The following is a 21,713-nucleotide window of genomic DNA, read 5'->3' as shown; positions in this document are numbered from 1 at the left end:
TCACGACAGGCACGGGCTTGCTGCGGGAAAAGCGCGTCTAGGGGAGACCCCGCAGGCGAAAGCCGAGGAGGCTCCCCGACCGCCCGCGGAAAGCGAGTGCCTGGAGTGGAAATCAACGTCCAAATTGTACAAGCCATAAAAATAGACAAACTCGATTTTCATCGAGTTTGTCTACAGTCTGAAATAACCCCGAAAGATCGGGGTTATTTTTTATTTACTTGACGTCCACTTTTTTTGGGGCTCTGTGAACTTGTGTTTCCAATTTGAAATTCATTACCTAGTTCAACATCATTTCTTTTATCCTGTTTCTCGATTTGCTTTCTCGTTTGATCCTTGTTTTGAATCCCTTGTTTAGACAATACGTATCCATCTCGCTTTCAATGTTATTGTTTTTAATATGCGCAAGTATAAGGAAAATACGTATTATTATTTAAAAAATAATTCTTGTCTTTAGTAACTTATTATTTAGCCTTGTTAGAATATCAGGTGCGTTAGCTTAAGATTGACTGTCTTTAAGGCATTTTTTTCTTTATGCAACTAACGGGGCAGGATCGTTCAACTAGGAGATAGATTGTTAAAAAGAAAATGGTAATTAAACTTAATAATAAACCGCCACCCGAAAGTGGAGGTTTATTATTGAATCGAGGAAATTACTGTTCTTTTAAGCTGGTTACAGAAACACTTTGTTTTTTATTTGGATCATCAAGGGGATGAATTGTAGCTATTCCATTTTGTTCATCCACATGCTCAATGTAGATACTTTCCTCATTATAGGTTACATTAGCCATATTTGGTGAAGAAGCAATTTCTTCTGCTCGTTGTGCGTTCATTTAAGCCACCTCCTTTGAATTTGCAACATGTATAATATTTGTTCCGAATTACTTAGATATACTTGTTGTAATTAAAATTCTTCCAAGAATCCCTTACTCCCTTATTTAACTAACTGGTACGACAGCTGAAGAACGAGTTATATTTAAGACAGCTTATAATCATTTAGACGAACGTGGCAAGCTAGTTCAAAGGATTAAAATCAGTGGTTTGATATAATTACAGAAAATTAAAAAAGTTTTAGGGGGATGTAAAAATGAATATTAAAGGATTTGCGATTTCCACTAATAAAAAGTATTTGGATGTAGATTTAATACATGATTTTTTGAATCAAGAAGCTTACTGGTCAAAGGGAATACCAAAGGAAACAGTAATGAAGTCAATTGAAAATACGACCTTGTGTTTTGGGGTTTATAAAGGTGAAATAGGTAATGAAGGTAGTGAACAAGTTGGATTTGCAAGGGTAATAACAGATTTAGCAACACATGCATACCTTTGCGATGTGTTTATATTACCTGACTATCGTAAATTAGGATTATCAAAATGGTTAATGGATGTCATCACCAACCATTCCGAACTGGAAGGGGTTCGCAGGTTTATGTTAGCTACTAATGATGCACATTCATTATATAAAAAATACGGTTTTACTCAGATCGATAATCCAGAGCTATTTATGCAAAAAGTCCGTAAATCTCCATTTTAACAATAAGCTTATTTTCATTAGAGGGTGCGAAAGGGGTTAGACCCTGCATAATCGTGCACAGAATGTCGGATGATTCGTTTCAATTCCTGCTATTCTTTTGATATAAGGAGGTCATTGAATGGATTTGCTAAAAAATATGAATGGTGCCATTAAATTCATTGAAGAAAATCTTACGAACGAAATTGACTTTAAAGAAGTTGCAAGGCTAGCTTATTGCTCGGAATATCATTTTAAAAGGATGTTTTCCTTCCTTGCAGGTATTTCACTATCCGAGTATATCCGCCGAAGACGACTTACACTTGCAGCGTTTGAGCTAAAGGAAAACAGCATAAAGGTCATTGATATAGCGATAAAGTACGGGTACAGCTCACCTGACTCTTTCGCAAGAGCGTTTCAACATTTGCATGGTATCACACCATCAGAAGCGAGAAGTAACGGCCATTCACTTAAAGCTTATCCACCGATGTCCTTCCAATTATCCATTAAAGGAGGCAGTGAAATGAACTATCGAATTGAAGAAAAAGAGGCATTTCACATTATTGGAATTAAAAAAAGAGTTCCAATCATTTTTAACGGGGTTAATCCAGAGATTGCATCTATGTGGAAAAGTTTAGACGAGAAAACGATAAATGAACTTAAAAACCTATCGAATGTCGAGCCATTGGGGCTGCTTAGTGCATCTGCGAATTTTTCCGAAGGCCGGTTGGAGGAAAAAGGGGAGCTTGACCATTATATCGGCGCAGCGACAACGAGGGAGTGTCCAGATAACTTAACACAGCTTGAAGTTGACGCATCTACATGGGCAGTATTCGAAGCGGTAGGTCCCTTTCCTGAAACACTGCAAAATGTATGGGGACGTATTTATTCCGAATGGTTTCCTTCCTCTAACTATGAACAAAGGGAAGGACCGGAAATCCTTTGGAACGAAAATAAAGATATAACCTCACCAACATTTAGAAGCGAAATATGGATCCCCGTTTTGAAAAAGTAAGGATGGACGAAAGATTTATTCGAAAAGCTGTCTTAAGGCAGCTTTTTTGTATGTAACAAACAGGGCGGGATAATGGAATAAGGGCTAGGTAATATTTACTATAACGAGCTATAATGATGGTTAGAAAGTGCTTATATAAGGAGATTGGGAAATGCCTGTTATTGAGTATCAACAATTTATTAAAGCACCAGTTGACTTATGTTTTGATCTTGCGAGGAGCGTGGATATCCATACCAAAACGACAGCGAAAACAAAGGAAGTTGCTGTTGATGGTGTGACAGAAGGGCTATTAGAGGAGGGGGATACTGTAACTTGGGAAGCCATTCACTTTGGGATTAAACAAAGGCTGAAAGCCCAAGTAACATTAATGGAAAAGCCAAATAAGTTTGTAGATATAATGGTGAAGGGAGCCTTTCATTCCTTCGTACACACACATCAGTTTATAGAAGAATCAGGCGGAACTATAATGATAGATAAATTTCAATATAAGTCACCGTTCGGTCCAATTGGAGTTTTAGCTGTTAAGTTGTTTTTAGAGAAGTATATGAGAGAATTTATCGTTTCTCGTGCAAAGGCACTGAAAAAGATTGCCGAGAATATGCACTAATCTTGTCTAACGAAAAGATGCTTTAATGGATTAAGTAAACCTTATGGCGGGCAAACAGATGGATGGGGAGTAATGATTGATTAAATAGCTGTTCTTGTTATGAAATTACGGTTATTAATGAACGAACGGGTGCTTAGCTGAAGTTCGGAGCTGTCTTTATCACCGGCACCCTGGACGTTAGCAAATGGCTCGGCTCAGCGGTACAACCGTGTAAGGCCCGCGGATACAACCGACCTTTAATTATAATTATGGTCAAATCTTTTGCAGCGATTTGATCTTTTTATTTGTTTTTATAAGAATAACATAAATAGAACAAATGTTCCAGTTTAAAAGTGTAAAATTATTACCTTTTATTTAAATCACTCTGGTAAAGGGTATTGTTGATTCTCTTGAAGAATAAAGGAGGAGGATAGTTGAAGACATATTTTCTTAAGATGGGCGGGAACAACTTGCATAAGAAAATTAGAATGAGATTGACGATGGGTATGTATTTGTTTTCAGAGAAGGGTTAATAAGAAGAATAGTTGAATTAAAGAGGTCATTCTAAGAAAAACAGAATGAGTACCCGGTACTTGTGAGGTTGATATAACTCATCTTTTGGGAACTAAAAAAAGTACTTTGATCAATTATGGTATCAAAGTACTTTTCATTTAACAAACTACCATTTCCACAAGTCAACATGTTTCTTCTTACAACAATCATGCTGTTCATTATCGCAGCGTTTTTTCTTCTTACAACAATCATGCTGTTCATTATCCGCAGTGATTTTTCTTCTTACAACAATCATCGTGATGTTCATTATCGCAGTGATTTTTCTTCTTACAACAATCGTGATGTTCATTATCGCAGCGTTTTTTCTTCTTACAACAATCATGCTGTTCATTATCGCAGTGATTTTTCTTCTTACAACAATCGTGATGTTCATTATCGCAGCGTTTTTTCTTCTTACAACAATCATGATGTTCATTATCGCAGTGATGTTTCTTCTTACAACAATCGTGATGTTCATTATCGTAGCGTTTTTTCTTCTTACAACAATCATGATGTTCATTATCGCAGCGTTTTTTCTTTTTACAACAATCGTGATGTTCATTATCGCAGCGTTTTTTCTTTTTACAACAATCGTGATGTTCATTATCGCAGCATTTCTTCTTACACCAATCGTGGTGATGGTCCTCATCGCAGCATTTCTTCTTACACCAGTCGTGGTGATGGTCCTCATCGCAACATTTCTTGTTACACCAATCATGGTGATGGTCCTCATCGCAGCATTTCTTCTTACAGCAATCGTGGTGATGAACCTCATCGCAGCAATCTTTCTTACACCAATCGTGGTGATGATCCTCATCGCAGCATATCTTCTTACAGCAATCGTGGTGATGTTCATTATCGCAGCATTTCTTCTTACAGCAATCGTGGTGATGGTCCTCATCGCAGCATTCTTTCTTACGCCAATCGTGGTGATGTTCATTATCGCAGTGATTTTTATAACAATCCTCGTGATAACACATAGTAATGTCACTCCTTTCTATCCTATAAAATAAATAAAGGCAAAGCCTTCTCTATTTAGAGAGGGCTTTGCTAGTCAAGATTAAAAACTACTCAACACCGTCATTTACGGAGCAGCAAGAGTACTAGTTGTTGGAGTAGTTGTAGTTTCACAACGACGTTCATTTACGTCGCAAATACCACCATGTGAATCCACAATAACTGGTCGAGTAACTGTAATTGTAGTGCGTAGTACAATCTTGACTAAAATAGCATTGGTAGTAACAAGTCCCGTTGTGCCGATGACTGGAACGCCTGGTTGAGCAAAGATCCCTTCTACTACTAATGGGGGTTCTATTACTGTATCCTCAGGGCATGCACCTGGGAAATCTGTATGCTCCTGGAATGGTAAACTTGTTGAAAGTAGGGCTGTTAAAATAGGAGCGGTTGTTCCTGGTGCCGTAAATGTTACCGTAATAGCTACTGGAATAAGCCCGATGTTAACGACTTTGTCCCTAATGATTGTCGTGTTACGTGTAACACCAGCTAGATTCGGTATAACAGTTACAGAAACAATAGTGGATCCTGCTGGAATTGCTGGAGCAAACGCGGTAAAAGGAAGTGTTGCTTCTGCAACCTTTTGTACCGCTTTTGAGCCTACAACTGAATTAACTAGGACACAGTCGCTGTTTAATGGTGCAGCGAGTTGGCGAGCCGCAGCTCTAAAATTGCAATTGCAAGCAGATTGGTCGTGAGACTTACAAACTTTACAAGGTTTTTTATGATCAAATCTTGAATCATTGCCGAATCTTGAATCATTGCTGAAACCCCAGTCGCTGTCGGAACATGCAGAACCCCAGTTGCTGTGCATTGGATTATTTTTACCGAAATTTCCCATAAAATCTCAATCCTTTCTTGTAACTATTTTTTTTTCGAAAAATGAAATGGAGTGTAGTATCGAACCGTACTAAAGCACTGCCAAAAGTATTTTCGTAGTAGTTACAAAATATAGTATTAATAAATTAAGGCAATTGCTTGGACATGTTACTTATATTTCCGGACAAACTGTAAATATAATGTAGCAATAGAGGGAGTATGGAACGCCGTAAAGAAATGGATGAACCCAAAAGGGAGGCAAAAAGATAAACATTGAAAAGCAGTGCCTACTAAAATACTGGTAACGCAAAAAGGTCTTCTTTGCTCGACCTTTCGGAAAGTGAAGACCTAGGCTCTTTTTAAGGAGTCTAAACGAAGTTTCGTTTCCGTTACCAACGTTTAAATCTATGAGGGTTATAGAGGGAACTTCAACCGTTACCTTTTAATGATGTTAAAAATTGGCGTGTGCCAAGGTGTATTTTACCGTTTTTCTAATCCGGCTGGTTGGTCACGGATCAAATCTCTTTCAGCGATTTGAAAAGAACGGATGGTCCAAATAAGAATGTAAAATTATATCTTTTTTTAAAAAATCAGCTCTGATATCTTGTTGTTTCTCTTGAAGAACTAAATGGCCAGGGTAGCAAGACAGCCGTAGTAGTGTTATCGAACTACGCAAGAAGAATGTGCTATAATTAGCCAAAAAAGGAGAAATTTATTTTGAATCCTTAATAAAATGTGCTTTACTTCAATAGTGGAGTTTGATCTGCGGCCTTTTTCTAATGCAACTAACGGCGGAGGATAGTTCAAGAAGCTTAGTATATATGTTCTGTATAGTATACAAAAAAAGATAGGGGCGAGGTTCTTTGGGTTTCAATACCGGTGATATAGTATATCAACTTATTATATTTATTTTGTTGTTTGGTATCATTTTTACTGTTTACTTTTTTGTTCGGTCTCTCCTTACACGGTCAAACAAATCCAATAGCATAGAACAAAAACTTGATAGAGTAATTGAGCTGCTTGAAAAGGATAGAAGAGATTAATTTCTTTTATCCTTTTCATTTTTTTTGTTCCTACATAGTTTATGTCACTCTAAAGTAAGTTTTATAGAACTAAACTGGGCAGGTTAGCTGAAGATCTGAGTTTCTTATGAAATTATCGGCGCAGGTTAGTCCAATAAAAAGCCGAATATAGTTTAGTGATTTCATCTAGTGCAAAAAAGATTATGGAGCAAATGACCGCAAAGATAAAGAAACCTCCTGGGTCAATAAAGTATGTAGCCAAGCCAAAACCAATATGTATTAATCCAGATAACCAGAACCGAATATTGAAATACTTCATTGAGATAATTTCAGCAATTAGTGAGACTGGTAAGCCATAAACGAAATTTCCAATTAAACTATAAAAAAGCACAATAATAATCAGGGAAAAATCTCCATCAAAATTAAAGGATGGTTCTTCAAAAATTGAGACTAGGAATAACCCAATTGTAAAGGTCAATGATGAGTAAAATGCCACCTTGATTTTTCTGAATTTGACTTTAAACAGAAGCTTCCTAATGACAGGAAATAAAAACGCAATCGTTATTAAAGCAAGTAAAGTTTTAATTATTATTGGTGTAGTTGAAACAAGTACTATTGTCAGCAAAACAAGCATGGTGAAAACAAGAATATAAGAATTTCCTTTTATCATAGTTACCTCGAACCTTTTTACCTTAATTGTACAATAAACCGAAGTTAGTAGGAATTGCTTGTTGAACTAACGGGTCGTCCGTGATATAGGGATATGGTGTCCGCCAGTTCGATGCTGTGTAGGCGAAGCTATCTCAAAACACAAATATATGCTGTAAAACTTTTTATTTCAGGTCGTAAGGGTGGTTTGAAAAAAGTTTCCGGAAATTTTTGTGTCATAATCCTAATTGAAACATAACTTGAAGTAACCCATTTAATTTTTTCCTCCTAAAACGAATAAGGAGATGTTTCTATTGTCAAATTGTGGTCATGAATCAAGTTGTTGTAATGATATTGGTGGATTTGGTGGCGGCTTTGCTTTTATAGTCGTTTTGTTTATACTCTTAGTCATCGTTGGAGCTGCTTGTTTCGGCGGAGGTTACGGCGGAGGTTACGGCGGAGGTTACGGCGGAGGTTACGGCGGCGCACAAGGGTATGGCAGTTTCTGCTAAAAGTAGTATATAAAAAAAGCCGACCTTTATTGGTCGGCTTCTTTTATGACTAATTTATCGCGAGGTAAGCTTAATGACTGAATCGATAATTTCATCCCAATCTTCACTATGAATCTCATGCCCCGATCCATCAAGAGTCACTAATTCTGCATGAGGGATGGCTTTTGCAAGGGCAAGCCCGTGCTCGTATGGCAAGGCTGGATCTTCTGTGCCATGAATAATGAGGACAGGTACGGATATCTCACCCATTCTATCAAAATATTCGTCTCCGCCAGCAAGCAAAGCATGATTAAATCTGCTCGGTAGTTGTTTGGCGCGGTCCGCCTCTCTTTGTGCCAGTTTATACATTCTTTCCTGCTCATAAGGTTTGGAACCGGCTAAAGTTTTCCATCCATCCGCAAGAAAAGCGATGACCGCCTCCCGATTTGACCAATCCATGGATGCACTCTTCGCATGATGATCCAATATGCTTTGGTCCATTGGGGGGAGTTTTTCCATTACAGTCCCGAACACACTTGATGCAATTAGCGTAAGCGTAGTTACGCGTTCCGGATATCTTAATGCAAGAATCTGGCCGATCAAACCGCCTAGGGACATTCCGACGATCGACGCCCGCTCTATGGAATAAGCGTCCAGGACACCCGCGGCATCGTCAGCCATGTCCGTTATTGTATAGTTGGAGGTACCGGGTTCATAACTGACAGATCGTCCGAGATCCCGATGGTCGTACCGAATGACAAACCTCCCCGAATCAGCGAGGCGGAGACAGAAGTCATCATCCCACCAGTCTAATGAAGACATCGCTCCCATGATCAAAAGCACAGCAGGGTCCTTACGGTTTCCAAAACTTTCTGTACATATATCCACTTTATTTATTTTCAGTATCTGTTCACTCATGTTTTTTACCTCCGTATTAAATATTATCTAATAGCCGTTACCATGGCGCAGATCAATAAATTCTTTCCGGAGCATGATGATTGGCCTGCGCTTTTAATTATCGCAGTCTAACCCACTTAATAATCATGACGAGGCCTCCTTTTATATTTGTGAAATGGGAATTATCCCTATATTACTGTAACATGTGCGAAAACGTTGCACCACCAAATTTTTCCACAATTCCAAGAAGACGGAAAACCCCGAATACAGAGCACCTTTTTGGTGTCATTTATTCGGGGTTTATTGCAGTTGCATTTTCCATTTATTGAGCTGTATATCCGCCATCTAACACGACTGCCTGGCCTGTGATGCCCCGTGCTTTGTCGCTTGCGAGGAAAATGGCGTAGTCGGCTATTTCACTTACATCGAGTAAGCGGTTTTGTGGGACAAGTGGATAGATGACCTCTTCCAAAACGCTTTCTAGCGGTACTTGTCTTGCTTTCGCCAGATCCTCCAATTGTCCGCGGACGAGAGGTGTGTCTACGTATCCTGGGCAAAGGGCATTGACGGTAATGCCAAAAGAGGCGCTTTCCAAGGCGGCGACTTTCGTTAATCCGATTACACCGTGTTTGGCACTATTGTACGCTGCTTTGTTGGCAAATCCAATCAGGCCATTAATGGAAGAGATGTTGATGATTCTGCCGAAGCCTTGTTCTTTCATGATCGGCAAAACGTTCTTTATTGAAATGAATGGCGCGGTCAGCATGATTTTGATCATCAGTTCGAATTTTTCAGTTGGAAACTCCTCGATTGGAGCAACATGCTGAAGGCCGGCGTTATTGATGAAAATATCTATTCGTCCGTATTTGTCTTTAGCTTGTTTGATTAGTTGGATAATATCTTCTTCACTTGTTACGTCTGCTTTTAGGCCGATAACTTCCAAGCCTTTGTTCCTTAGGTCTAAAGCAGCTTTTTCAACTGTGTTTTGATCAAGGTCGGACAAAACGACCTTTGCGCCATTTTCAGCGAATATCTTTCCAATCTCAAAACCGATTCCTCTAGCAGATCCGGTAATTATCGCCACTTTATCTTTAATCATATTACATTCCTCCAATAAAAAATGTAATGGTCCAGGTCTGTCATTTTATGTCGTAAATAGGGAATATTTCACAAGGTAAACTCCATTGGAAATATAAAGGGAAGGTTATAAAAATATGGTTTAGGTTAATGAGTAAGAGTCTATCATGATTTTCAAGATAAAAAAAGAATTTTATTTCCACCTATCGTTGGCATAAATATTGCATAGATAAAAAGGTGAGTAAATAAAGGTAATTGAAACGGAAAGGGGAAGCTGGATGATTAAAAAAATAGCCATTATCGGTTCAGGTGTAATGGGGAGCGGGATCGCGCAGTCTTTTGCAGTTAGCGGATATTTCGTCACCATTAACGATATAAAGGAAGAGTTGCTATATCATGCCCAGAATCGAATTTCTGAGAATCTGTCACTGCTCATTGAGGAAGGGGCTTTGACTGATCAGGAAAAGCAAGATGCTTTAGCGAATATTACGTATAGTGTAGATTTGGAAGGGGCTGTAAGGGATGCTGACTTTATCATTGAGGCGATTCCGGAAGTCATCGAGCTGAAGTTGAATCTATATCAGCAAATGGAGGAAATAATCAAACCGGATGCCATTGTTGCTTCAAATACATCGACCTTTCCAATTTCTCAATTGATGGAGAAGGCCTCGTTTGCGGACAGAATGGTCATCACGCATTTCTTTAATCCTGGCCATTTAGTTCCGTTGGTTGAAATTGTTCAGCATGACGAAACAAAGCCCGAAATCGTCAAGACAACAATGGATTTAATGCGTAAAATCGGCAAGTCTCCGATTCTCTTGAAAAAAGAAATAGCAGGATTCATCGCCAATCGTCTTCAGACTGCCCTGATGCGCGAAGCCTTTTATCTATTGAAAGAGGGCGTTGCCGATGCTGAGGATATCGATACGGCGATAACGGCTGGACCAGGTTTTCGATGGGCATTTACTGGGCCGATCGAGATTGCTGATTTTGGCGGACTGGATACATGGCAGCGCGTTTTTGATAATGTTTCACCGGTATTGGATCAAAGTAAGGAAGCCCCTGATTTGATTCGTGATCTGGTAGCTAAGGGAAAGCTTGGGACGAAGTCGGGAGAAGGGATTTTTACGTATGAAGGATCTGCCGTTTCCCAGAAAATCAATGAGAGGGACCGTAATTTTATTAAACTGGGAAAATTAAAAATGGAGAAGGAGGAAGTATTATGAGAGAAGTAGTGATTGTAGGGGCAGCAAGAACACCAGTTGGTGCGTTTGGAGGCAGTCTTGCCAATGTGTCGGCGGTTGACTTGGGAGTTGTGGCCGCCAAGGAAGCGATTAAGCGGGCAAATATCTCGGCTGACATGATCGATGAGGTATTGGTAGGGAATATTCTATCTGCTGGATTAGGGCAAAATGTGGCACGTCAGGTTGCGATTCATGCAGGGATTCCGGAAACAACGCCGGCCATGGCCATTAATAAACTTTGCGGATCTGGCCTCCGTACGGTAATAATGGGAGCGCAATTCATTGCCCTTGGTGATGCTGATGTGATTCTTGCCGGGGGGATTGAAAGCATGAGCAATGCTCCATATTTACTTCCAAATTATCGTTTTGGACAGAAAATGGGTAATGCCGAAGCAGTCGATTCCATGACATATGACGCCTTAACGGATGTTTTTAACCAATATCATATGGGCGTGACTGCGGAGAATATCGCCGAGCAGTGGGAAATCAGCCGTGAAAAGCAGGACGAATTTGCTTTAGATAGCCAACTGAAGGCTGAAAAGGCACAGCTTGAAGGACGATTTGCAGATGAAATCGTACCTGTTGAATATAAACGCAGAGGAAAGACGGTCTTGGTGGACCAAGATGAACACCCGCGTCATGGGCTGACGATCGACCAGCTAGCGAAGCTGCGTCCTGCTTTTAAGGAAAATGGAACGGTTACGGCAGGAAATGCATCCGGAATCAATGATGGGGGTGCGATGTTAGTCCTGATGTCTAAAGAGAAAGCGGACGAGCTGGGACTGGAAGCTTTAGCAACCATTAAGTCATATGCAAATGCCGCGCTTGATCCGAAAATCATGGGATACGGTCCTGTGCCTGCGACAAGAAAAGCTTTGGCAAAAGCGGGATTGACAATAGATGATCTTGATTTGATGGAAGTGAATGAAGCCTTTGCGGCACAGTCACTAGCCGTGCTTAAAGACCTTGAACTGAAGCCGGAAAAAGTGAATGTAAATGGCGGTGCGATTGCCCTGGGTCATCCGGTAGGTGCTTCCGGTGCCCGCATCTTAGTGACTTTATTGTATGAAATGAAGCGCAGAGATGCAAAAACCGGACTTGCCACATTATGTATCGGTGGCGGACAGGGAACTGCGCTGATTGTGGAACGGTAATGACTTGGCCTCATTTTCCTATGATATAATGGAGGAAACTTCAGACGGGTTAAGGGGAATAGGAATGGCCAGCGATAATAAGACTATTCAATTGGAATTAGTGAAAGCGATATTGGAAGAATTGCCTTTCGGTGTTTTGGTAACGAAAAACGAAACAGAAATCGTTCTCTGCAATCGCGTATTATCCGGGGCTTTTGCTGAGAATGAATTTGATCTGCAAATAAATTTGATTATTGAAAAAAATCTTGTGCCAGCTGTAAATACTCCAATCCGTTTGAATGATAATAATGGAATTGTCAGAAAAGCCATCATTCAAATGGGTGATGAGGAGTATCAGATTTATCTCCTGTTATTTACAAATAATAAAAGTGATTTTCTTAATATCGATAATCATGAAGAACTTCTGTTTAAGGATATTATCGAATTTGCCTATGACGGCTTGGTGATGGTCGATACGGAAGGGTATGTTCAAATGCTGAGCCACGCTTATGCGGATTTTCTTGGCGTCGATCAGGAAAGCTCCATAGGGAAACATGTAACGGAGGTCATTGAAAACACCCGTATGCATGTGGTCGCCAAAACTGGCAAGCAAGAGGTCGCTGAATTACAAAAAATTAAAGATAATTATATAATTGCGACCCGCTCCCCGATAAGGAAACAAGGTAAATTAATAGGGGCGGTCGGAAAGATTCTTTTTAAGAATGTCGGGCAATTTACCGCTCTTTCCAAACGGATAAATTCACTTGAAGTAGAGCTGAAAAAGTACAAAGGTGATTTTCGCGAGAGAAATAAGGCCTCATATACGTTTGATCATTTGATGGGGGGAAGCCCTGCTTTCATGGAAGTAAAAGGTCAAGCCAAAATTGCCGCTAAAAGCGATTCGAATGTGTTGATTTTGGGCGAAAGCGGAACAGGTAAGGAGCTGTTTGCCCATTCCATTCATAATGACAGCAGAAGGGCCATGGGTGTGTTTGTCAAAGTGAACTGTGCCGCCATCCCGGCAGAGCTGCTGGAGTCAGAGCTATTTGGCTATGAAGAGGGTTCTTTCACTGGTGCCAAAAAAGGCGGAAAAGCAGGTAAGTTCGAAGCGGCTGAAGGCGGAACGATTTTTCTCGATGAAATCGGTGAGCTGCCACTGCATATGCAGGTGAAGCTTCTCCGTGTTTTACAAGAAAAAGAGATCGAGAGGGTCGGTTCGACGGGAAGCATTCCGATTGATGTACGGGTAATCGCTGCAACGAACCGTAATCTGGAGGAAATGGTCTCGAAAGGGGAATTCCGAGTTGATATGTATTACCGGTTGAAGGTCTTGCAAATCCAGGTTCCTTCCTTGAGGGAGCGACCGGAGGACATTGAAATACTGGTAAATCATTTTGTTGAAAAGTACCAGAACCTCATGAAAAAACGCGTAACGGGGATGAGTGAACAAGCTTTACGGTTGTTGCGTCTTTATAAATGGCCGGGTAATATCCGTGAGTTGGAGAATATCATTGAACGCGCAATGAATATTGTTGAAGAAGGGGAAATGATACGTTCCAAGCATCTCCCTAAAGAAATAACGGGTCATAAAGAATCAGTATCGATCCGCACTTTAGCTGAAGTAATGGATGAGACCGAACGGGCTGTAATCGTTTCATGTTTGGAAATGACTTCTGGTAATAAATCGGAAACGGCAAAGAGACTCGGAGTGAGTCGCACAACACTGTATGAAAAAATGAATAAATATGGTTTATAAATATAGAAAGTACCCTTTTGCCAAAGGGTTCAGACTGTAGACAAATTCGAAGAAGATCGAGTTTGCCTGCAGTTTTTTTATTTTAAAAACGTTTCAGGTGTTTTCAGAAATCCGCTCCCTTTCCGCCGTCTGTCTGCCAAGCCTCATCAAAGCAAGCGCCTCCGGGTCCCGGCAAGCCAGTTTTTCGGCAGGAGTGTCGCAAATTTCTTCAATCCAATGAGGGGTTTATAAAAAAACAATGAAGTAAAACCTAGTCTTAATCATGGTTCAGGATGAGACCAGCCTACAGTTTTTTCTATAAAAAACAGTCCAGTAGATTGGAACGGAAGGTACGAGACTCCCGGGACCGCCCGCGGAAAGCGAGTACCTGAAGTGAATGTTTAAACAGCCCCTCCAAAAAAACAGTAGGTATATTTGAGTGTGTTAGGAAATCCGTACATAAAATGAAAGGGAATATAAATGGTGTAAGAAAAGGCTTACACTTTTTTGGAGTTTATACGTATGTGTACTGAAACCTTGACAGTTTTAAGGGATTTTATTTATAAAAAGGGAAATAAAATGTTTGAAAAGGCTTTAAAAGATGTGATTTTTCAATGTGCTTAAGTTGGCACAATAATTGCATAATTACTTTAGTGAATGGCCTATCTGTCATTTTATATTGTGTTTCCACGTAAAGTGAAAGGGGATTTCGTAATTCAGCAGATTGTTGAAAGCGTTCTCAATAATTGGAAACCACTGAGGAAGATCATTCAGCTTGACTTGGGGAAGGCAGGCTTGGATGGCAAAAGCGGAAAAATTGAAAATATGGAATTTAGGAGATTAATAGTTCTACTTAAGGGCTTCCGAACTTATTTTGGGGCAAGGGGAGAAAAGGGGGAATTGAGTTGGTGATTCAAATTTTAGCCATTGTTGTGGCGCTGGGACTTTTAATCTTTTTAGCCTACCGGGGCTATCCGGTCATTATCATAGCGCCGATTGTTACTTTATTGGCGGTCATTTTATCCGGTGGACATTTGCTGCCGAGTTATACAGAGACATATATGACGTTTGCGGCTAACTATATAAAAGCGTTTTTTCCGATATTTTTATTAGGGGCCGTATTTGGAAAAGTCATGGAGATGAGCGGTGCAGCTGCATCCATTGCCAAGACCATCGTAAAATCACTAGGCTCAAAGCAGGCCATTCTTGCTGTGGTGCTGGCGTGTTCGGCGCTGACATACGGCGGGGTTTCATTGTTTGTAGTGGCATTCGCCGTTTATCCATTTGCAGCGGCAATTTTTAAAGAAGCAGACATTCCAAAAAGATTATTGCCAGGAACGATAGCATTAGGCGCTTTCACTTATACGATGGATGCCCTTCCTGGAACACCTCAGATTCAAAATATCATTCCAACGAATTATTTCGGAACAGATACCTATGCAGCTCCAATAATGGGTATTATTGGCGCGATCATGGTATTCACTGGAGGAATGCTCTGGTTAGAGCGCCGCCGTAAACAAGCGGTGGCAAATGGTGAAGGCTACGGGGAAGGACATATTAATGAACCAGAAAGTTCAGAACAGCAAAACCTGCCTAACTTTTGGCTGTCCATCGTACCGCTCATCCTTGTCGTAGCGTTTAATTTTGCTTTCAGCCGGAGTGCCATTTCGGTTAAGCACTGGTATGATGCATCGATGCTGAAGGAAACTTTCAACATTGCCGATGTAAGCACAGTCACTTCATCCTGGTCTTTGATAGTTGCATTGACAATCGGTATTATTGCAGCGATGCTTCTGAATGTTGGACGTATCAAGGTCAAATTGGCAAGTGGATTAACAGCTGCGGCAATGGGATCATTGCTTGCCATATTCAATACTGCATCTGAAGTTGGTTTTGGGAATGTGGTGAAAACGCTTCCTGGATTCTCGGTCATTCAAAACTGGGTGTTCGATGCAAGCGGTAATCCACTCGTATCCGAAGCTATCGCCGTCAATGTGCTGGCAGGGATTACCGGATCCGCGTCCGGTGGACTTTCGATTGCGTTAGAAGTAATGGGAGGTCACTATTTGCAGGTGGCCCAAAGTGTCGGAATCACCCCGGAAATGCTTCATCGAATTGCATCCATGGCATCTGGCGGAATGGATACGCTGCCGCATAATGGTGCCGTCATTACCTTGCTTGCCATTACTGGACTGACACATCGTCAATCTTACAAGGATATCTTTGCGATTACGGTTTTGAAAACAGTGACCGTGTTCATCATTGCTTTTGCAACTTCACTGTTTATTTAATAGAATAGTATTAAGAATGGAGATGATGGAAAATGAGTAAATTATTAACATCTTTTGATAGCGCTATTCAACAAATCGAGGATGGAGCAACCATTATCGTTGGCGGATTCGGATTAAGCGGAATACCAGAAAAACTAATCTTTGCTTTGCGTAATAAAGGTGTAAAGGATTTGACGATTGTCAGCAACAATTGTGGAGTCGACGATTGGGGTCTAGGACTTTTGCTTGAAAATAAACAAATCAAAAAAATGATCGCTTCTTATGTAGGGGAAAATAAGTTATTTGAACAGCAATTTTTAAGTGGCGAGCTGGAGGTCGAGCTAGTTCCCCAAGGAACGCTGGCCGAGCGTTTAAGAGCGGGCGGAGCGGGAATTCCCGCCTTTTATACAGCTACAGGAGTAGGAACGGAAGTCGCAAAAGGTAAAGAACATAAAGAGTTTGATGGCCGCACATACATTATGGAAGAAGGAATAGTCGGGGATTTTGCCTTTGTAAAAGCCTGGAAAGCAGATCATTTCGGTAATCTTGTATATCGGAAAACGGCAAGGAATTTTAACCCTGTCGTTGCCACAGCAGGGAAAGTCACGGTTGTCGAAGTGGAGGAGCTCGTGGGCACAGGAGAGCTCGATCCAGATGAAATTCATACTTCAGGGGTTTATGTACAGAAAGTGCTTGTAGGAAATGACTATGAAAAACGAATTGAAAAACTTACAACTGCTAACGCATAAAAAGGAGGAGTATTCGAATGACTAGACAACTAATTTTAGAACGGGCCGTTAAAGAAATCCAAGATGGTATGTGTGTGAATTTAGGGATTGGAATGCCGACCTTGATCGCCAACATAATTCCAAATGACTTTAATGTCATGCTTCAATCGGAAAATGGCTTACTGGGAATCGGACCTTATCCACAAAAGGGTGAAGTCGATCCGGATTTGATTAATGCAGGAAAAGAAACGGTAACGGCAAAATCAGGGGCATCATTTTTTGATAGCGCTGAATCGTTCGCGATGATTCGCGGCGGCCACATCGACCTGGCCATTTTAGGCGGGATGGAAGTTTCCGAGAATGGGGACTTGGCAAACTGGATGATTCCAGGGAAGATGGTAAAAGGAATGGGAGGGGCGATGGATCTCGTCCAAGGCGCAAAACGAATTGTTGTCATTATGGACCATGTGAACAAGCATGGGGAATCCAAGGTGAAAAAGAGCTGTACATTGCCATTGACGGGGGAAAAAGTCGTCCATTGCCTGATTACCGAACTGGCTGTTTTTCAATTTACAGAAGCTGGCATGGAATTGATTGAATTGCAAAATGGCGTAACACTTGATGAAGTGAAAAGTAAAACAGAGGCTGACTTTACAATAAGCCCCTCTATTGAAATTAGAGCGTAAGTTAAAGAGATTAATAAAATAATTCATTAATAGACTACTTTCATTCGCAAAATGGGCGAACGGAAGTAGTCTATTTTTTGGGGGGGAAATCCCTTTCTATTGTGAAGGAACAACAAGCTTTTTCACCTCAGTTATCAATATTGGAAAAAGGTGTTAAATCCAAAAATAAATCCAGAAAAACTGGATTGAAGAAATTTGCGACACTCCTGCCGAATAACTGGCTAGTCGAGACCCCGGAGATCTTGCTTTGATGAGGTTTGGCAAGCAGTGTGCGAAAGGGAGTGGATTTCCGAAAGAGGGTATGTGTAATGATTTCCACTCCAGGCACTCGCTTTCCGCGGGCGGTCCGGGAGCCTCCTCGGCGCTCCTTGCGCCTGTGGGGTCTCCCTTGGACGCGCTTTTCCCGCAGGAGTCTCGTACCTTCCATTCCAATCAACTTTGTATAAAAAATCCAGATATCCTTTTGTCGTCAAAATGAAGTTCGGAATGGTCTCACCCCGTAGCATGTTTTTAAAAGAAAACTTGCTTATCCTTCATGATTTTTTACTGTAATCCTTAATGGATTGAAGAAATTTGCGACACTCCTGCCGAAAAAACCGGCTAGCCTAGACCCCACAGACGCTAGGCAGTCGGCGGAAAGGGAGCGGATTTCAGAAATCAGCTGGAACGTTTATTAAATAAATAACATATTACTTCTATTCTCTAATAAATGAGAACAAACTTTTCCAACTCTGCTACTTTTCCATAAAAAAGGCTTATATAAAGCCTGATGGGAACTTAAAAGGAGGGATTACATTGACGGTAGCATTACGAACATTATTGGATCGATCAGTGAAAAATATGGGTAATGGGATAAATCCTGTAGTGAAGGCATCAGCATTGGAAATGGTTGAACGTGCTTATACTGAAGGAATCAATGTACAAATAAGTGCAGGTCATCGCTCTTTGGAAGAACAAGCTGCGCTTTATGGTCAAGGACGAGTTTACAGCTACAATGGAAAAAACTATAGCAATCTAGCTAAACCTATTGTGACGAAAGCTAAGCCAGGGCAATCTTCTCATAATTATGGACTGGCCATTGATTTCTTCATTGTGAGTGATGATGGCAAGAGGGCGATATGGACAGTTAATTCAAAGTGGCAGCGCGTGGCTGCCATAGGTAAGGATTTAGGCTTTAAATGGGGCGGGGATTGGAGTTCATTCAAGGATTATCCCCACTTGGAGATGACAGGCAGTTTATCTTTTACACAGTTACAAGCCGGAAAGAAACCTCACCTTACCTTCAAACTAGAAAAAATGGAAATGCCGAAGACCAGCATAGGAGATAGTCATATAATTTCGATACAAAAAACGTTAAATAGCCGATATAAAACGAATATTGAGGGTGATGGGTTTTATGGTCCCAAAACTCGATCGGCCCTTATAAAAGGTTTACAAACGGAGCTGAATAAGCAATACAATAAAAAGCTAGTTGTCGATGGGAAATGGGGACCTAAAACCAAGACTGCAGCCGCCACCATAAAAAAAGGAGCTAGCTGCAATATCACATGGATCCTGCAAGCAGCGCTATATATGGAAGGATTTAATCCCGGGCCCCTTGACGGAGAATTCGGAGGGAAAACCGAGGCGGCATTATTCAAATACCAAAAGGCAAGTAAGATTTCTGCTGATAAGCTTGCAGGTCAAGAAACATGGAATGAATTGCTTTCTTGATAGAGTATTAGAACCAATCCGTCCTGCCCTGGGAATAATTCGACTTTCCCGGGAAATAATTCACCTAAACCCGGCATAATTCGACATAACCCGGAATAATCCTTCCTTCACAAATCCGCTATTCATCTAAAGAATTCATTCAAGTTCCAAGCACCAATCATTGCATTGCATAAAGCTCCCCGGCGGGTATTCGAATTCACATTCGGAGATGAGGTTGAATTTGAGCTTGCGGCAAATTGCGTTTGATGCAGGATTATTGATCGCAGGGAATGCGTGAATGGATTTGTATTTTCGTTCGGCTTTGATTTTCTCTATCAGTGCCTTCACGGCATGAGATGCGATTCCTTTTCCTTGAAAGGAAGGGAGGACGCTCCAACCGATTTCATACACATTTTCATCGCTCCATACTGTTTGCCAGTAGCCAACGGAACCGGCTGCCTCTGCCTCTGGAAACGAGTTGATGCTAAACATGCATCCCTTCTCCCCAATCTGCAGATACCGTTGATGGCGTTTCAGGATTTGTTCATTATTTTCTGGTCCGCCAAGATGTTCCATCATTTCTGGGGCATTTAGTTGAAAAAGTAATTCCAGATCTTTATCTTCCCACGGTTTAATTTCTATTTTCGTTTCTTTGCTTCGTTCTGAAATCCGACTCACCCCTAAATTTTATATTTTCTTATATAATCTTCTTCGCTTTATGCGAGATTCCTTTATTCGACCTTATTATTCTATTGCCTTTGTGTTGAAGTTTGATTTTAATAAGAATAAAGAGATGAATGTTTCCCATTAAATGCTATAATTTACAGGTGATTCTATCAAATGACAGAGAACGGAGATGAAGAAATGAAATCTTCAGTAAATCAGTTTTCCACTCAATTTGAATGGATATTGAATGTGATCAATGTGGGTGTCCATATTGTGAATAAAGATGGGGATACGGTTTTTTACAATGAAATGATGGCACATATCGACGGGCTTGATCGTGAACAGGTGCTGGGGGAGAATATTTTTCAGCTTTATCCTTCATTGACTGATGAATCCAGTACGCTGCATGTAGCATTGGAAAAAGGCAATGAAACGATTGAGTCCATTCAAACATATGTCAATTTAAAGGAGAAAAAAATAACGTCGATCAATAGTACGTATCCTTTGTATGAGGATGGTGAAATTATAGGGGCAGTGGAAATCGCAAAGGATATTACGAAGGTCATGAATATGTACGACCAAATTGTCGATTTGCGTTCCCAGCTGGCCGAGACCCATAAGAAAAGTAAGTTCTCTGAAGGGACGGCGACCTATCATTTTAGTGATTTGATTGGTAACAGCCCTGCTTTTCAGCAAGCGATTTCATTGGCGAAAAAAGCGGCCCGTACACATTCCCCAGTCATGATTTATGGACCTACCGGGACAGGGAAAGAACTGGTCGCGCAAAGTATACATAATGTAAGTGCTCAGCGAAATCAGCCTTTCATCGCGCAGAACTGTGCAGCTGTTCCAAAGGAATTGATGGAGGGGCTTCTGTTCGGCACGACGAAAGGGGCTTTTACCGGAGCGATGGATCGCATGGGCATTTTTGAACAGGCAAATGGCGGAACTCTTTTCCTTGATGAGCTGAATAGCCTAGACCTCGGTCTGCAGGCAAAATTGCTGCGAGTGCTTCAGGAAGGTGAGGTGCGCCGTGTTGGAGGCTCGAAGGAGCAGAAAGTTAATGTTAAGATTATTGCTGCGATGAACATATCTCCAGAAGAGGCGTTGGAGCGGGGAATCATTCGCTCGGATTTATTTTTCCGCCTGAATGTCGTGACGATCCAAATGCCTTCTCTTTTGGAGCGTAAAACGGATATTCCGGAAATCGTCAATCACTTTATTCAAAAGTTCAACAAATCATTTTTTACCGAAGTGCGCGGGATCAGTCAAAAGGCGATGCAGCGGCTTCTTCAATATCAATGGCCAGGGAACATTCGTGAACTGGGACATGCCATCGAGTTGACCTTTAACGTCATGGACGCAGGGGAAGATATGATTGATGAACATCATCTTCCTGCTAATCTTTTCCCTTCAGGAAATTATGCTGCAGCAAATGCGCAGAGCCATCCCTCCCCTTTGAAAAACAAGATTGATTTACCTGTCGTTCTTGAAGAAATGGAAAGGGAAATGATCATCAATATGTTCGAGAAATATAACGGAAATATCAGCAAAACGGCAGAAGCCCTCAATATTAAAAGACAGGGACTGCAATATAAGTTAAACAAGTACGGCATTGAAAAAGTTTATACGGCAGGATCGAAGGAATCAAAGTGAATTCGGGTTTTTTGGAAACGCTGCCACTTTGAATTGATCATGTTGTAACTTGAAGAGGGCTCTTATGTAAAGAGACCCTCTTTTTTTGATTTTTTGCTTGGCGCAAAGAATCTGGCTGCAAAAAATTATGCGTAATGAAAAATATCTTGCGATTTTAAGCTCGGTTAGCTCCCTTTTGCTTATGTTTTCCTTGTTATTCATGTTGGCATCATTCTTGCGAGAGTATATTTATAAGTTCTTAGAATAAGGGGGCATATTAAATGAATTTGATGGGA

The 21,713-nt window shown here is 40.9% G+C and carries 21 protein-coding genes and 1 pseudogene; 15 read left to right on the top strand and 7 right to left on the bottom strand.

Annotated features, from left to right (window positions below):
* Positions 1-222 (top strand): hypothetical protein (locus tag J7J00_RS23160; RefSeq protein ID WP_214794946.1); only part of this gene is annotated, 222 nt, incomplete at its 5' end.
* A gap of 428 nt (positions 223-650) precedes the next feature.
* Here J7J00_RS23160 and J7J00_RS23155 read toward each other — a convergent pair.
* A complete protein-coding gene (locus tag J7J00_RS23155; RefSeq protein ID WP_214794944.1) occupies positions 651-830 on the bottom strand; it encodes a small acid-soluble spore protein H in 180 nt (59 codons plus the stop codon).
* Between the two features lie 254 nt (positions 831-1,084).
* Between J7J00_RS23155 and J7J00_RS23150 the strand changes: the two genes are divergently transcribed.
* The 3 genes from J7J00_RS23150 (at position 1,085) to J7J00_RS23140 (ending at position 3,129) form a co-directional block, all read left to right on the top strand.
* On the top strand, positions 1,085-1,531 hold the full coding sequence (locus J7J00_RS23150) for a GNAT family N-acetyltransferase (protein WP_214794941.1): 447 nt from the start codon (positions 1,085-1,087) through the stop codon (positions 1,529-1,531).
* Positions 1,532-1,649: 118 nt separating this feature from the next.
* Complete coding sequence (locus J7J00_RS23145; protein ID WP_214794939.1) at positions 1,650-2,522, top strand: AraC family transcriptional regulator; 873 nt, start codon at positions 1,650-1,652, stop codon at positions 2,520-2,522.
* A gap of 151 nt (positions 2,523-2,673) precedes the next feature.
* Entirely contained in the window at positions 2,674-3,129 is a 456-nt protein-coding gene (locus J7J00_RS23140) for an SRPBCC family protein (RefSeq protein ID WP_214794937.1), read from the top strand.
* Between the two features lie 658 nt (positions 3,130-3,787).
* On the opposite strand, the gene J7J00_RS23135 is transcribed toward J7J00_RS23140, so the two are convergent.
* Together J7J00_RS23135 and J7J00_RS23130 are read right to left on the bottom strand one after the other, a co-directional pair.
* On the bottom strand, positions 3,788-4,651 hold the full coding sequence (locus J7J00_RS23135; RefSeq protein ID WP_214794935.1) for a hypothetical protein: 864 nt from the start codon (positions 4,649-4,651) through the stop codon (positions 3,788-3,790).
* Positions 4,652-4,744: 93 nt separating this feature from the next.
* Positions 4,745-5,515, bottom strand: a complete 771-nt coding sequence (locus tag J7J00_RS23130) for a hypothetical protein (protein ID WP_214794933.1) — start codon at positions 5,513-5,515, stop codon at positions 4,745-4,747.
* Between the two features lie 841 nt (positions 5,516-6,356).
* Here J7J00_RS23130 and J7J00_RS23125 point away from each other — a divergent pair.
* On the top strand, positions 6,357-6,536 hold the full coding sequence (locus tag J7J00_RS23125; protein WP_214794931.1) for a DUF4083 family protein: 180 nt from the start codon (positions 6,357-6,359) through the stop codon (positions 6,534-6,536).
* A gap of 112 nt (positions 6,537-6,648) precedes the next feature.
* Here the strand turns inward: J7J00_RS23125 and J7J00_RS23120 are convergent, their stop codons facing one another.
* Entirely contained in the window at positions 6,649-7,185 is a 537-nt protein-coding gene (locus J7J00_RS23120; protein WP_214794929.1) for a hypothetical protein, read from the bottom strand.
* A 283-nt stretch (positions 7,186-7,468) separates the two neighbouring features.
* Between J7J00_RS23120 and J7J00_RS28385 the strand changes: the two are divergent.
* Positions 7,469-7,594 (top strand): annotated as a pseudogene (locus J7J00_RS28385) (YjcZ family sporulation protein); the annotation flags it as partial.
* 135 nt (positions 7,595-7,729) lie between these two features.
* On the opposite strand, the gene mleCBF reads toward J7J00_RS28385, so the two are convergent.
* Positions 7,730-8,572, bottom strand: coding sequence for a CBF family alpha/beta fold macrolide esterase (gene mleCBF, locus J7J00_RS23110; RefSeq protein ID WP_214794925.1), 843 nt, complete (start codon positions 8,570-8,572; stop codon positions 7,730-7,732).
* Positions 8,573-8,873: 301 nt separating this feature from the next.
* Entirely contained in the window at positions 8,874-9,650 is a 777-nt protein-coding gene (locus J7J00_RS23105; protein ID WP_214794923.1) for a 3-hydroxybutyrate dehydrogenase, read from the bottom strand.
* A 256-nt stretch (positions 9,651-9,906) separates the two neighbouring features.
* Between J7J00_RS23105 and J7J00_RS23100 the strand changes: the two genes are divergently transcribed.
* The 8 genes from J7J00_RS23100 (at position 9,907) to J7J00_RS23065 (ending at position 19,137) form a co-directional block, all read left to right on the top strand.
* Positions 9,907-10,854 carry a 3-hydroxyacyl-CoA dehydrogenase family protein gene (locus J7J00_RS23100; RefSeq protein WP_214794921.1) on the top strand — a complete coding sequence of 316 codons (948 nt, stop codon included), beginning with the start codon at positions 9,907-9,909 and terminating at the stop codon, positions 10,852-10,854.
* The gene (locus J7J00_RS23095; protein ID WP_144548961.1) at positions 10,851-12,026 is read left to right on the top strand and encodes an acetyl-CoA C-acetyltransferase; all 1,176 of its coding nucleotides are present in this window, start codon (positions 10,851-10,853) and stop codon (positions 12,024-12,026) included. Before J7J00_RS23100 ends, J7J00_RS23095 begins: the two co-directional genes overlap by 4 nt.
* Positions 12,027-12,054: 28 nt before the next feature.
* A complete protein-coding gene (locus J7J00_RS23090) occupies positions 12,055-13,761 on the top strand; it encodes a sigma-54 interaction domain-containing protein (RefSeq protein ID WP_286201531.1) in 1,707 nt (568 codons plus the stop codon).
* 884 nt (positions 13,762-14,645) lie between these two features.
* On the top strand, positions 14,646-16,031 hold the full coding sequence (locus tag J7J00_RS23085) for a GntP family permease (RefSeq protein WP_214794919.1): 1,386 nt from the start codon (positions 14,646-14,648) through the stop codon (positions 16,029-16,031).
* A gap of 32 nt (positions 16,032-16,063) precedes the next feature.
* A complete protein-coding gene (locus tag J7J00_RS23080) occupies positions 16,064-16,759 on the top strand; it encodes a CoA transferase subunit A (protein ID WP_214794917.1) in 696 nt (231 codons plus the stop codon).
* A 17-nt stretch (positions 16,760-16,776) separates the two neighbouring features.
* Positions 16,777-17,424 carry a 3-oxoacid CoA-transferase subunit B gene (locus J7J00_RS23075; RefSeq protein ID WP_286201530.1) on the top strand — a complete coding sequence of 216 codons (648 nt, stop codon included), beginning with the start codon at positions 16,777-16,779 and terminating at the stop codon, positions 17,422-17,424.
* 101 nt (positions 17,425-17,525) lie between these two features.
* Entirely contained in the window at positions 17,526-17,675 is a 150-nt protein-coding gene (locus J7J00_RS23070) for a hypothetical protein (protein WP_214794915.1), read from the top strand.
* A gap of 544 nt (positions 17,676-18,219) precedes the next feature.
* Positions 18,220-19,137 (top strand): peptidoglycan-binding protein, encoded by a 918-nt coding sequence (locus J7J00_RS23065; RefSeq protein WP_286201529.1) that lies wholly within the window; start codon positions 18,220-18,222, stop codon positions 19,135-19,137.
* 135 nt (positions 19,138-19,272) lie between these two features.
* Here J7J00_RS23065 and J7J00_RS23060 read toward each other — a convergent pair whose 3' ends face one another.
* On the bottom strand, positions 19,273-19,785 hold the full coding sequence (locus J7J00_RS23060) for a GNAT family N-acetyltransferase (protein ID WP_214794958.1): 513 nt from the start codon (positions 19,783-19,785) through the stop codon (positions 19,273-19,275).
* 171 nt (positions 19,786-19,956) lie between these two features.
* Here J7J00_RS23060 and J7J00_RS23055 point away from each other — a divergent pair, with 171 nt between their 5' ends.
* Positions 19,957-21,438 (top strand): sigma-54 interaction domain-containing protein, encoded by a 1,482-nt coding sequence (locus J7J00_RS23055; protein WP_286201528.1) that lies wholly within the window; start codon positions 19,957-19,959, stop codon positions 21,436-21,438.
* The last annotated feature ends 275 nt before the right edge of the window (positions 21,439-21,713 follow it).

This window comes from Bacillus sp. ISL-4 (assembly GCF_018613275.1).
GTDB classification, from domain to species: Bacteria; Bacillota; Bacilli; order Bacillales; family DSM-1321; genus Peribacillus; species Peribacillus simplex_E.
Note: the sequence above shows the minus strand (reverse complement) of the source record. Positions and strands in the feature narration are given on the sequence as shown.